Raw genomic sequence first — 12463 nt, forward strand, 5'->3', positions numbered from 1 at the left:
CGCATTTGAGCTTAAGGGCGCTTGCGCTCCACTGCCCGCAGCAGGTGCGTCGGCGGCGTCTCGCAGCTGATCTTGCGCCCCAGCAACGCCTCGATCGACGGCAGTTGATACGAATCATCTTCCCCGGCAAAGCTGATCGACACACCGGCAGCGCCTGCACGACCGGTCCGGCCAATGCGGTGCACATAGTCGTCCGGCATTTCCGGCAAGGTGAAGTTGATCACGTGGCTGATGCCGTCGATGTGGATCCCGCGGCCCGCCACATCGGTGGCCACCAGCACGCGGATCTTGCCTTCGCGAAAGCCTTCCAGGGTCTTGATGCGCTTGTGCTGCGGCACGTCGCCCGACAGTTGCGCGGCGTTGACGCCATCACGCACCAGGCGCTCTTCGATGCGGCGCACTTCGTCCTTGCGGTTGGCAAATACCATCACCCGCTCCCAACCGTTGTCGTTGATCAGGTTATAGAGCAGCTTGTACTTGTCGGCACCGGCGACGGCGTAGATGTGTTGCTCGACGTTTTCGCTGGCGACGTTGAGAGCTTCGATCTCGACGATGGACGGCTCGGTGGTCCACTGCTTGGCGAGGTTCATCACGTCTTCGGTGAAGGTCGCGGAGAACAGCAGGGTCTGGCGCTCGGCCTTTGGCGGGGTCTGGCGAATGATCTGACGCACCTGTGGGATGAAACCCATGTCGAGCATGCGGTCGGCTTCGTCCAGCACCATCACTTCGACCATGTCCAGGTGTACGTCGCCGCGCTGGTTGAAGTCGAGCAGGCGGCCTGGCGTCGCGACGAGGATGTCGCAATGACGGGCCTCAAGGTGCTTGAGCTGTTTGTCGAAGTCCATGCCGCCGACAAACGTCATCACGTTGAGGCCGGTGTACTTGGTCAAGTCGGCAGCGTCTTTGGCGATTTGCACCACCAGCTCCCGGGTAGGGGCGATGATCAGCGCGCGCGGCTCGCCCATGTAACGCTCTTTCGGCGGCGGCGTCTGCAACAGTTGGGTGATGATCGAGATCAGGAACGCGGCAGTCTTGCCGGTGCCGGTCTGGGCACGGCCGATAGCGTCTTTGCCGGCGAGGGTGAAGCCCAGCACCTGCGCCTGGATCGGCGTGCAGTACGGGAAGCCCAGGTCCTGGATGGCGTGCATCAGTTCCGGGGCCAGGTTGAAGTCATGGAAGCGGGTTTTACCTTCCTGGGGCTCGACGACGAAGTCTTCGAGTTTCCACGGCATCACGGGCGGCTTGGGCGCACGTTCGCGGCGTGGTTTGGCGACAGGTGCGGCGAGGATCTCTGCGGGCTCGGCCTGTTCGGGCGGCGTCACCGAGGCTGTTTTCGGTGCGGCCGCAGGTGCGATCCGCTCGGGCTGCCTAGCATCATTGCGGTTGCCGGGCTTGGGAGCGGGAGCACTGGGAACAGGCGCGAGCGGCTCAGCCTCGCTTTTGCCGAACATCTTCTTGAGTGCTTTGAGCACGGTCATCTCATTAATTGGTTAAGGAATGTACGCCGGCCAGTGTAATGCAAGAATCGGGCGCGGCGTAGTGCGTCTGTCATACAACTACATCAACGCGGGTTTCAGCGCAGGCGCTCGGTCAGCCAGGTGCCGATATCGCGTATCTCTTCGGGTAACACTTCGTGCCCCATTGGGTATTCCTGCCATGTCACGGTGACACTACGGTGCTTTAAATGCTCGTAGGCGCTGCGGCCCATGGCGTTTTGCACCACCTCGTCATACTGGCCATGCAGGCACAGGACAGGGATGCGTTGCTGGCTGGCGGATAATTCCAGCTCATCGTCGAAGGTCGGCGCATAAGTGGAGAGGGCGATCACGCCACCCAGCGGGCCCTGCCATTGTTTAAACGCAGTGTGGAAAACCACTGCTCCGCCCTGGGAAAAGCCCGCCAGGAAAACCCGCGAAGCGTCTATCCCGGTTCTCTTCTGCGCCTCGATCAAATCCGTGACCATTGTGGTCGACGCTTCCAGTTCTTCCAGGCTGATGGAACGGGCTGGGCTCATGGCCCTGATGTCGTACCAACTCGGCATCTCGTAGCCACCGTTAATCGTCACCGCACGGGTGGGCGCCTGGGGCAAAACGAAGCGGGTGGTCAGTAAAGTTTGCTGCAGCATTTCGGCTACCGGCAAGAAGTCGTAGCGGTCGGCGCCCAGGCCATGCAGCCAGATAACACAGGCATCTGCGGGCTTGGCGGGCTCAAGGATCAAGGGTTCGGTCATGTCTGCTCCATAGCTGTGCGGGCGCTCCGATTAAGTGCGTCGGAACGGTGCGCGACAGGTTGATCTGTTAAGAGAATGTCGCAAGGGTGAATCTTTTGCCATTGAACATCGCCGTCAGCGGCTCAGCCAGCACTCTGGTACGGGCCTTGCTATGTGTAGGTCGATGTCAGAACTCTCCTAGGGCGGTAACACTATCAGTGACTGCCGCTTGTGGGAAAGCAACTGGAATTACCGCAAAAATCTCATGCTGCTCGACCCCAAAAAAAGCCAACACGGGTCGATATCGCCTCATAAGGGTGCGCTGAGGTTGGAGCTCCGACACAACAAGAGCAACTGGAGGTTTGAATGAAGGTATTGAAATCCACCCTGGCCATCGTGACCGCGGCCGCTGTATTGGGTGTCAGTGGTTTTGCCCAAGCTGGCGCCACCCTGGATGCCGTGCAGAAAAAAGGCTTCGTGCAGTGTGGCGTGAGTGACGGCCTGCCGGGTTTCTCGGTGCCGGATGCCAGCGGCAAGATCCTCGGGATCGACGCTGACGTGTGCCGCGCCGTGGCCGCCGCCGTTTTCGGTGACGCAACCAAGGTCAAGTTCAGCCAGTTGAACGCCAAGGAGCGTTTCACCGCGCTTCAATCGGGCGAAGTCGATATCCTGTCGCGCAACACCACCATGACCAGCTCCCGCGATGCGGGCATGGGCCTGAAATTCCCGGGCTTCATCACCTACTACGACGGCATTGGCTTCCTGGTTAACAACAAGCTGGGCGTGAAAAGCGCCAAGGAACTGGACGGTGCAACCATTTGCATCCAGGCCGGTACCACCACCGAGCTGAACGTTTCCGACTACTTCCGTGGCAACAACCTCAAATACACCCCGATCACCTTCGACACCTCCGATGAAAGCGCCAAGTCGCTGGAGTCCGGGCGTTGCGACGTACTGACCTCCGACAAGTCCCAACTGTTCGCCCAGCGCAGCAAGCTGGCCGCGCCGAAGGACTACGTGGTCCTGCCGGAAACCATTTCCAAGGAACCGCTGGGCCCGGTCGTGCGTAATGGCGACGACGAGTGGCTGGCCATCGTGCGCTGGGTGGGCTACGCCATGCTCAACGCTGAAGAAGCCGGCATCACGTCGAAAAACGTCGAAGCTGAAGCCAAGTCCACCAAGAACCCGGACGTCGCGCGTCTGCTCGGTGCTGACGGCGAATACGGCAAAGACCTGAAAGTGAAGAAAGACTGGGTCGTACAGATCGTCAAGCAAGTCGGTAACTACGGCGAAGTGTTCGAGCGCAATCTGGGCAAGAGCACCCCGCTGGAAATAGACCGTGGCCTGAACGCCCTGTGGAACGCCGGCGGCATTCAATACGCACCTCCTGTGCGCTGATCGCTGATGGTTCTGTCACCCGGTGGGCCAACCGCCGGGTGATGTTCTGTTCCATTCTTTGCGGGGCACTTCATGCAAAATCAAATCGGCGCACCCAAGCAGAAGCTCAGCTTCAGCGATCCCAAAGTGCGTGCGTGGCTCTTCCAGATCATCACCATTGTGGCGGTGGTCTCGCTGGGCTGGTACCTCTTCAACAATACCCAGACCAACCTGCAACACCGGGGCATCACCTCGGGGTTCGACTTTCTTGAGCGCAGTGCCGGCTTTGGCATTGCGCAGCATTTGATCGATTACACCGAGTCGGACAGTTATGCCCGGGTGTTTGTGATCGGTTTGCTCAACACCCTGCTGGTGACCTTTATCGGCGTGATCCTGGCGACCCTGCTCGGATTCGTCATTGGCGTGGCGCGGCTGTCGCCGAACTGGATGATCAACAAGCTGGCGACGGTGTATGTGGAAGTGTTCCGCAACATCCCGCCGCTGCTGCAGATCCTGTTCTGGTACTTCGCGGTGTTCCTGACCATGCCGGGGCCGCGTAACAGCCACAACTTCGGCGATACCTTCTTTGTCAGCAGCCGTGGCCTGAATATGCCCGCAGCGCTTGCCGCTGACGGGTTCTGGCCGTTTGTGGTCAGCGTCGTGGTGGCGATTGCGGCAATCGTGCTGATGGCGCGCTGGGCCAACAAGCGCTTTGAAGCCACCGGTGTTCCGTTCCATAAATTCTGGGCTGGCCTGGCGCTGTTCATCGTGATTCCGGCGTTGTGCGCCTTGATCTTCGGCGCGCCGTTGCACTGGGAAATGCCGGAGCTCAAAGGCTTCAACTTCGTTGGCGGCTGGGTGCTGATTCCCGAACTGTTGGCACTGACCCTGGCGCTGACGGTTTATACTGCGGCGTTTATCGCGGAGATCGTGCGCTCGGGCATCAAGTCCGTCAGCCACGGCCAGACCGAAGCGGCGCGTTCCCTGGGCCTGCGCCCCGGGCCGACGTTGCGCAAAGTCATCATCCCGCAAGCGTTGCGCGTGATCATTCCGCCGTTGACCAGCCAATACCTGAACCTGGCGAAAAACTCGTCGCTGGCCGCCGGTATCGGTTACCCGGAAATGGTTTCGCTGTTTGCCGGCACGGTGCTCAACCAGACCGGCCAGGCCATCGAAGTCATTGCCATCACCATGAGCGTGTACCTGGCGATCAGCATCAGCATTTCCCTGCTGATGAACTGGTACAACAAGCGCATTGCGCTGATCGAGCGGTGAGGAAACCTGCATGAGTTCGCATACGTTCAAACCTGATATGCCGCCGCCGAGCAAAGTCTTCGGGCCGATGGCATGGATGCGCGCCAACCTGTTTTCCAGTTGGCTCAACACCCTGCTGACCTTGTTGGCGTTCTACCTGATCTACCTGGTGGTGCCGCCGATTCTGAGCTGGGCGATCATCGACGCCAACTGGGTCGGCACCACGCGCGCCGATTGCACCAAGGAGGGCGCCTGCTGGGTGTTCATCCAACAGCGCTTCGGGCAGTTCATGTACGGCTACTACCCCGGCGACCTGCGCTGGCGCGTGGACCTCACCGTATGGCTGGCCATCGTCGGCGTGGCGCCGTTGTTCATCTCGCGTTTTCAACGCAAGGCGGTCTACGGCCTGAGCTTTCTGGTGCTGTACCCGATCATCGCGTTCTTCCTGCTGCATGGCGGGATCTTCGGCCTGACCAACGTGGCGACCAGCCAATGGGGCGGCCTGATGCTGACCCTGGTGATCGCCACCGTCGGCATCGCCGGCGCCTTGCCCCTGGGCATCATGTTGGCGCTGGGACGGCGTTCGAACATGCCGGCCATTCGTGTGGTCTGCGTGACCTTCATCGAATTCTGGCGCGGCGTGCCGTTGATCACCGTGCTGTTCATGTCCTCGGTGATGCTGCCGTTGTTCCTGCCCGAAGGCATGGGCATCGACAAGCTGCTGCGCGCGTTGATCGGCGTGATCCTGTTCCAGTCGGCCTATGTGGCTGAAGTGGTGCGCGGTGGTTTGCAGGCGATTCCCAAGGGCCAGTACGAAGCGGCCGCAGCGATGGGCCTGGGTTACTGGCGTTCGATGGGCCTGGTGATCCTGCCGCAAGCCTTGAAGATGGTGATCCCCGGCATCGTCAACACGTTTATCGCGTTGTTCAAGGACACGAGCCTTGTGATCATTATCGGCCTCTTCGACCTGCTCAACAGCGTCAAGCAAGCCGCCGCCGACCCCAAATGGCTGGGCATGGCCACTGAAGGCTATGTGTTCGCCGCCCTGGTGTTCTGGATTTTCTGTTTTGGTATGTCGCGCTATTCCATTCATTTGGAACACAAGCTCGACACAGGCCACAAGCGTTAGGAGTTGATGTGATGAGCGAAGCGATCAAACAGCCTGTGAGCCCTGAAGGCATTATCCAGATGCAGGGCGTCAACAAATGGTACGGCCAGTTCCATGTGTTGAAAGACATCAACCTCAACGTCAAGCAGGGCGAGCGTATCGTGCTGTGCGGCCCGTCGGGTTCGGGCAAATCCACCACCATCCGCTGCCTCAACCGTCTGGAAGAACACCAGCAGGGCCGCATCGTGGTCGATGGCGTGGAATTGACCAACGACCTCAAGCAGATCGAGGCGATCCGCCGTGAAGTCGGCATGGTGTTCCAGCACTTCAACCTGTTCCCGCACCTGACCATCTTGCAGAACTGCACGCTGGCGCCGATGTGGGTGCGCAAGATGCCCAAGCGCAAGGCCGAAGAAATCGCCATGCACTACCTTGAGCGCGTGCGCATTCCGGAGCAGGCGCACAAGTTTCCGGGGCAACTGTCCGGCGGCCAGCAACAGCGCGTGGCGATTGCCCGCGCGTTGTGCATGAAGCCGAAAATCATGCTGTTTGATGAGCCGACCTCGGCCCTCGACCCGGAAATGGTGAAGGAAGTACTCGACACCATGATCGGCCTGGCCGAAGACGGCATGACCATGTTGTGCGTGACCCACGAAATGGGCTTTGCCCGCACCGTGGCCAATCGCGTGATCTTCATGGACAAGGGCGAGATCGTCGAACAGGCGGCGCCGAATGACTTCTTCGACAACCCGCAGAATGACCGGACCAAGCTGTTCTTGAGCCAGATTCTGCATTGATGGATGGATGATGCTTGAACACTAAACCCGGCCTTGGTGCCGGGTTTATTGTTTGGAGGATCAAGAGGCTTTGAGGGCTTCTGGCGTTTCGTTATTGAGGGTGTAGGTAAAGGCGTTGCGCAGGTCTGCGCCCTCGGCCAGTTCCTTGGCGTCGGTGAGCAAGTGCGGGTAACGATCCAGTAGTCGCATCAACACCATCAGTGGTTTGGGCGGTGTTATTTCGCCGCGTTCGTAGCGTGAAAAAGCGTTGTGCCCACCGCCGGACAGCCATTGCACGGTGTCTTTTTGCGTGAGATGCAGCTTGCGGCGAATACGCTTCAGTTCGACGCCCATCAGTCGCCGGGCGGCGTGGAGCAGGTCATCACCTGCCTTGGCATGGCGTTCGCTGCTGTCGGGGTCGTACATGCCGTCCTCGCAAACTTGGCATTCCCAGCCCGAAAGATCATCAATGCGCCGCTCCATACCTTTTATGCGCAGAGTTTCGCTGCGGCCTTCAAAGCGTGTCATGGCGTCTGGGGCACCGCAAATACAGCATTGTTGGGTTTTCATGGGTTCATCCCTTTGAAGGAGATCACCGGTGGGTTACTGCCAGAGCAGTAAGTGACCTTGATGTAAATCTCCAGACCATGTGAATGGATGTGGTAGACGTCTTGCCAGACCCGATGATCGGCATAGGTGGTCATCGACTTGTACAACATTCGGTTTTTCAGTTCGTAAACGATCGCCTGCATCTCGCTGATATCCAGGTCGAGACCCTTCCCTGTTTCCTTGGCCGCACGGGTGAATGCGCTTTCTCCCAGCCGCCTGACATCCGCCTTGATCACCGCCAGATCGTAATGAGGTGTGTACTTTTCCATAAGACACCTGAGTCCAATAATTACCCTCTGAGGGTAATTTTACCAATCGAAAATTCTGTTCTTTTTCCTGCCTGAAAATCCTAGTGCGTTGCCTTTGTAGGCAACTCCGAATAGGCTGTAGGAGAATTCATCCTATGATTGGACGAAAGCGTAAAGCTCATGACAGACATCGCCCCGTTGATCAAACGCTCCCTGGTGGACCAGGCCCTGGAGCAGTTGCGCTGGCGCATAACCGAAGGAAAATGGGCCATCGGCGAACGCCTGCCCACCGAACCGGAGCTGTCTGCCGAGCTAGGCATCAGCCGCAATACCGTGCGCGAGGCCATGCGTGTATTGGCGTTTTCCGGCTTGATCGAAATCCGCCAGGGCGATGGCAGCTATTTGCGTTCGATGACCGACCCACTGGGGGCGATGCGTGCGTTGTCCCATTGCTCGCTGGAACAGGCGCAGGAAACGCGGCAGATCCTCGAAGTGGAGGCCATCGGGCTCGCGGCGTTGCGCCGTAGCGATGACGACCTCGTCGCGCTACGCCAAGCCCTCCAGGCCAGCGCCGCGTTGTATCACGGTGAACTGGAGGCCTACATCAGCGCCGACCTGGTGTTCCACCAACGCTTGGTGGACGCGGCGCACAACCCGGCCCTGAGCGAGCTGTACCTTTATTTTTCGAGCATCGTCGGCGCCCAACTGCGCCAAACCCTAAACACCTCGCCGCGTCGCCAGGCCGTGTTCGACCTGCATATCGCCCTGCTCGACGCCGTGGAACACCAAGACCCGGAACGCGCCAAATCCCTCTGCCGGCAGTTGATCAATGAACCTTGAAGCCCCAAACAAGCAACGTGCAACCGAACTGGAAGAACTGCTGATCGATGCCGAAGCCGACGACGAGCTGGTCCAGCAGCACGAGCCGGTGGTCAGCCGGCCGTGGCTGTTGCTGCTCGGCCTGGTCCTGGTGGCGTTGAACCTGCGCCCGGCGTTGTCGAGCCTGTCGCCGCTGCTCAGCGAAGTGTCCGCCAGCCTGGGTTTGTCGGGGGCCAGGGCCGGTTTGCTGACCACCTTGCCCGTGCTGTGCCTGGGGCTGTTCGCGCCGCTGGCGCCGATCCTGGCCCGGCGTTTTGGCGCCGAGCGCGTGGTCCTGGGGATTCTGCTGACACTCGCCGGCGGCATCATCCTGCGCAGTTCTCTCGGAGAATTCGGGCTGTTCGCCGGTAGCCTGCTGGCCGGTGCGAGCATCGGCATCATCGGTGTGTTGCTGCCGGGCATCGTCAAGCGTGATTTCGCCAGGCAGGCCGGCGCCATGACCGGTGTCTACTCCATGGCCCTGTGCCTGGGCGCAGCCCTGGCCGCTGGCGCTACCGTGCCGTTGAGCCATTATTTCGCGGGCAGTTGGGCCATCGGCCTGGGCTTCTGGATGGTCCCGGCCCTGGTGGCGGCGCTGTTCTGGTTGCCTCAGGTGGGCCAGAAACACAGCGCCCATCAGGCGGCTTACCGGGTCAAGGGCTTGCTGCGCGACCCGCTGGCCTGGCAGGTCACCGTGTACATGGGCCTGCAATCCTCCCTGGCCTACATCGTGTTCGGCTGGTTGCCATCGATCCTGATCGGCCGCGGCCTGAGCGCCACCGAGGCCGGGCTGGCGCTGTCGGGCTCGATCATCCTGCAGTTGTTCAGTTCCCTGGCCGCGCCGTGGCTGGCCACACGCGGCAAGGACCAGCGCTTGGCAATCGTGGTGGTGATGCTGCTGACGCTCGGCGGTCTGTTCGGTTGCCTGTATGCACCACTCGATGGCCTGTGGGGCTGGGCGATTCTGCTGGGCCTGGGGCAGGGCGGCACCTTCAGCCTGGCGCTGACCCTGATCGTGCTGCGCTCCCGGGATTCCCATGTCGCCGCCAACCTGTCAGGCATGGCCCAGGGCATTGGCTACACCCTCGCGTCGATGGGCCCGTTTGCGGTCGGCCTGGTGCATGACTGGACTGGCGGTTGGGCGGCGATCGGTTGGATCTTCGCCGTGATCGGACTCGGCGCGATTATCGCGGGCCTTGGCGCCGGTCGTGCACGCTACGTAAACGTCACCAGCGAGAAAGTCTAAAGGCAGACACTTTCGACAGTGCCTGCATGGCACGCAACTCCAGTGCGCTGCCAGTGGATGGTGGCTTTTTCGTAGTTGTTGTATCGGCTTTCAATCACTCAAAAGGTTATCTGTTTCCGGCCGATAACGCCCAACAGGATTAGGCAATCATTCCTGCACTGGGCCCTCATGGCGATTGCATCAGTGTCACAGGTTGCCGCTGGATCAATAGCCATGAAGAGGTAGTGATGGTTTCGCCGCAAGGTTCAAGCGCGGGAGCGAACCGCACACCAGATCCGCCGGTTGTCCCCCCGCTTCATTGGCAGCACATGAATATCCTGGTGGTGGAGGATCATTCAGCCTACCGGCTGCTGCTGGGCTGGATGTTGCAGAAGCTGGGCCTGGGGTACGAGTTGGCCGCCGATGGGTTCATGGGGCTGGAGGCGTTTACCCGCCGGCCCTTTGATTTGGTGATCTGCGATTGCCAGATGCCGTTTATGGATGGTTACAGCATGGCCAGCGCCATTCGCCAGCATGAGCACGACCACGGATTGAGGCGAGTGCCGATCATTGCTTTGACCGCCAATCTGCAAAGCGATACCCCCCGGCGCTGTCGCGAAGCGGGCATGGATGCCTGGCTGCTCAAGCCACTGACCCTGGAACAACTGCACGCCGTGCTGCTGCACTGGTTGCCTGGCAGTGATGGTCCGCAAGCTAACCAGGAGACTGCGCCAGCCCCTGGCTGGCCAACCCGCGCCACGCTTGTCGCGACGTTTGGCAGCGACGCGGTCGTCGATCAGCTGCTCGAAGGCCTGCTGGTGGAAGCCTGGGAAGACTATCGCGTCTTGCGCCACGCCCGTTCAACGCTGAACGCCTCACTGGCTGCCGAGCGCCTGCATCGCCTGGTGGGTAGCCTGGTATTTCTGGGCGGCAGCGACCTCGAGTCCACTGCCACGCAATTGATCGAGCAGGTCCGGTCCGGCGATGTTGCTTCCCACTCGGTGCAACTGGAGCTGTTCCAGGCACGTTTGTGCGTTTATCTCGAATACTTGTCCCGTCTCTGAATCCGCGCCTGCAAGGGCTTTTCGTTTCCGAGTGAGCTGGTTTTGACTGTAGGTGTTTTCCTGTTGTTTTGTAGGCAAAAACTTAGCTGGTACAGAACATTGGGTGTGGCTGCAAGTGACGCTTTGTTAGCTGTTGTTGATGAATGCCGGCGGAGGTATTTTGCGCTGATTCAAGTTGCAATCATTCGTGGGTACCTATGCTTCGAGTAATTATTGCTGACGATCACCCTATTGTTCGCGTCGGGCAAAGGGTCGTGATCGAGGCGAATGGAAGATGCACAGTGGTCGGTGAGGCCGACGGTCCTGATCAGTTGCTTGACGTGTTGAGCACAACCCCGTGCGACGTGCTGGTCACGGATTTCGCCATGCCAGGCGGCCAGCAGGCCGATGGCTACGGTTTGTTGGGCCTGCTGCACCGCCAGTATCCGCAGGTACCGGTGATTGTGGTGACGATGTTCGCCAGCATCGCCATCTTGCGTGCAGCTTTTTCCCATGGTGTGCGCGGCGTGGTCGCCAAGAGTGCTTCGGCCAAGGAGTTGCCCCTGGCGATCAAGGCCGTGTGTGCGGGCCAGACCTTCACCAGCGAATCCCTGCGCTTGCAGTTGGTGGAGTCGGGAGTGGGCGACCAGTCCGGGCAGCCTAAATTGTCCGACAAGGAGCGCGAGGTGGTGCGAATGTTGGCCAGCGGTATGACCGTCAGCCAGATTGCGGCGCAGGTCAACCGCAGTATTTCCACCATCAGCAAGCAGAAAAGCACGGCCATGCAACGTTTGAGTATTTCGACGGATGTCGATTTGTTTGCTTATGCGCGCGATACGGGAATGGTGCCGTAGAAAGCAATGGCATTCTCGTGTTACGCGGACTATCGTTCGGCATCCCTGTTCATCCTGCGAAAACTGCCCATGAGTGATGCCCATAACGCCCTGATCACCGAGTTCTATAGCGCCTTTCAGCGCCTGGATGCCGAAGCCATGGCCGCCTGTTATACCCAGGACGTGGTGTTCAGCGATCCGGCCTTCGGCGAACTGCGCGGGCAGGACGCCAGCGACATGTGGCGCATGCTCACCACTCGGGCCAAGGATTTTTCCCTGACCTTTGACAACGTGCGCAGCGAGGGCAACGCGGGCAGCGCGCACTGGGTGGCGACCTACCTGTTCAGCGCGACCGGCAATACGGTGGTCAACGATATTCAGGCGCGCTTCGTGTTTCGTGATGGCAGGATTTGCGAGCATCACGACCATTTCGACCTGTGGCGCTGGTCGCGCCAGGCGTTGGGCACCAAGGGCCTGCTACTGGGCTGGACGCCCTTGGTGAAAAACGCCGTACGCGCCCAGGCGCGCAAAGGTTTGAAGGCATTCCAGGCCGGTCGTTGATAAGCTGGGTGCTTCTGTACATTGCCGAATCCCGTCGTGAACACGCCTGAATCCAAACCCTGGTTCGTCTACCTGGTGCGCGCCGCCAATGGCTCGCTGTATTGCGGCATCAGCAATGACCCGGTGCGCCGGTTCGCCACCCATCAAAGCGGCAAGGGCGCGCGGTTTTTCCTCTCCAGCCCCGCCGTTGCGCTGGTGTACACCGAGCAATGTGCGAGCAAAGGCGAAGCACTGCGCCAGGAACGCTTGATCAAGAAATTGAAGAAGAGCGCCAAGGAGTGCCTGGCGACCAGTGCTTCATCAGGCTGACTGACAGTTTCCATCAGGCGCAATAACAAAATATTTGCAAACAAGGGTGAGGT

General features: G+C 59.9%; 14 protein-coding genes. 10 read left to right on the forward strand and 4 right to left on the reverse strand.

Features of this window, described 5'->3' with window-relative positions; all coding sequences use genetic code 11:
* Window positions 1-11 precede the first annotated feature (11 nt).
* The gene (gene rhlB / locus C4J90_RS05015) at window positions 12-1478 is read right to left on the reverse strand and encodes an ATP-dependent RNA helicase RhlB (RefSeq protein ID WP_124419329.1); all 1467 of its coding nucleotides are present in this window, start codon (window positions 1476-1478) and stop codon (window positions 12-14) included.
* A gap of 95 nt (window positions 1479-1573) precedes the next feature.
* The gene (locus C4J90_RS05020) at window positions 1574-2230 is read right to left on the reverse strand and encodes an alpha/beta hydrolase (RefSeq protein ID WP_124403153.1); all 657 of its coding nucleotides are present in this window, start codon (window positions 2228-2230) and stop codon (window positions 1574-1576) included.
* A gap of 345 nt (window positions 2231-2575) precedes the next feature.
* On the opposite strand from C4J90_RS05020, the gene C4J90_RS05025 reads away from it, so the two are divergent.
* The 4 genes from C4J90_RS05025 (at window position 2576) to C4J90_RS05040 (ending at window position 6745) form a co-directional block, all read left to right on the forward strand.
* Entirely contained in the window at window positions 2576-3607 is a 1032-nt protein-coding gene (locus C4J90_RS05025; RefSeq protein ID WP_048723770.1) for an amino acid ABC transporter substrate-binding protein, read from the forward strand.
* A gap of 72 nt (window positions 3608-3679) precedes the next feature.
* Window positions 3680-4861, forward strand: a complete 1182-nt coding sequence (locus C4J90_RS05030; protein ID WP_124419330.1) for an amino acid ABC transporter permease — start codon at window positions 3680-3682, stop codon at window positions 4859-4861.
* Between the two features lie 10 nt (window positions 4862-4871).
* Window positions 4872-5969 (forward strand): amino acid ABC transporter permease, encoded by a 1098-nt coding sequence (locus C4J90_RS05035; RefSeq protein ID WP_124361406.1) that lies wholly within the window; start codon window positions 4872-4874, stop codon window positions 5967-5969.
* Window positions 5970-5980: 11 nt separating this feature from the next.
* The gene (locus C4J90_RS05040) at window positions 5981-6745 is read left to right on the forward strand and encodes an amino acid ABC transporter ATP-binding protein (protein WP_003171943.1); all 765 of its coding nucleotides are present in this window, start codon (window positions 5981-5983) and stop codon (window positions 6743-6745) included.
* Window positions 6746-6805: 60 nt separating this feature from the next.
* Here C4J90_RS05040 and C4J90_RS05045 read toward each other — a convergent pair whose 3' ends face one another.
* Window positions 6806-7294 carry a type II toxin-antitoxin system MqsA family antitoxin gene (locus C4J90_RS05045; RefSeq protein ID WP_124419331.1) on the reverse strand — a complete coding sequence of 163 codons (489 nt, stop codon included), beginning with the start codon at window positions 7292-7294 and terminating at the stop codon, window positions 6806-6808.
* Window positions 7291-7602 (reverse strand): type II toxin-antitoxin system MqsR family toxin, encoded by a 312-nt coding sequence (locus C4J90_RS05050; RefSeq protein ID WP_124419332.1) that lies wholly within the window; start codon window positions 7600-7602, stop codon window positions 7291-7293. The genes C4J90_RS05045 and C4J90_RS05050 overlap by 4 nt, the downstream gene beginning before the upstream one ends.
* Before the next feature lie 159 nt (window positions 7603-7761).
* On the opposite strand from C4J90_RS05050, the gene C4J90_RS05055 reads away from it, so the two are divergent.
* The 6 genes from C4J90_RS05055 (at window position 7762) to C4J90_RS05080 (ending at window position 12410) form a co-directional block, all read left to right on the forward strand.
* The gene (locus C4J90_RS05055; protein WP_124406339.1) at window positions 7762-8421 is read left to right on the forward strand and encodes a FadR/GntR family transcriptional regulator; all 660 of its coding nucleotides are present in this window, start codon (window positions 7762-7764) and stop codon (window positions 8419-8421) included.
* The gene (locus C4J90_RS05060; protein WP_124419333.1) at window positions 8411-9685 is read left to right on the forward strand and encodes a CynX/NimT family MFS transporter; all 1275 of its coding nucleotides are present in this window, start codon (window positions 8411-8413) and stop codon (window positions 9683-9685) included. The genes C4J90_RS05055 and C4J90_RS05060 overlap by 11 nt, the downstream gene beginning before the upstream one ends.
* A 227-nt stretch (window positions 9686-9912) precedes the next feature.
* On the forward strand, window positions 9913-10728 hold the full coding sequence (locus C4J90_RS05065; RefSeq protein WP_124419334.1) for a response regulator: 816 nt from the start codon (window positions 9913-9915) through the stop codon (window positions 10726-10728).
* 197 nt (window positions 10729-10925) lie between these two features.
* Window positions 10926-11561 (forward strand): response regulator transcription factor, encoded by a 636-nt coding sequence (locus C4J90_RS05070; RefSeq protein ID WP_124419335.1) that lies wholly within the window; start codon window positions 10926-10928, stop codon window positions 11559-11561.
* Between the two features lie 69 nt (window positions 11562-11630).
* A complete protein-coding gene (locus C4J90_RS05075; RefSeq protein WP_124419336.1) occupies window positions 11631-12101 on the forward strand; it encodes a nuclear transport factor 2 family protein in 471 nt (156 codons plus the stop codon).
* Window positions 12102-12137: 36 nt separating this feature from the next.
* Window positions 12138-12410 (forward strand): GIY-YIG nuclease family protein, encoded by a 273-nt coding sequence (locus C4J90_RS05080; protein ID WP_124361413.1) that lies wholly within the window; start codon window positions 12138-12140, stop codon window positions 12408-12410.
* The last annotated feature ends 53 nt before the right edge of the window (window positions 12411-12463 follow it).

This window comes from Pseudomonas sp. R2-60-08W, from assembly GCF_003852335.1.
Classification (GTDB): Bacteria; Pseudomonadota; Gammaproteobacteria; order Pseudomonadales; family Pseudomonadaceae; genus Aquipseudomonas.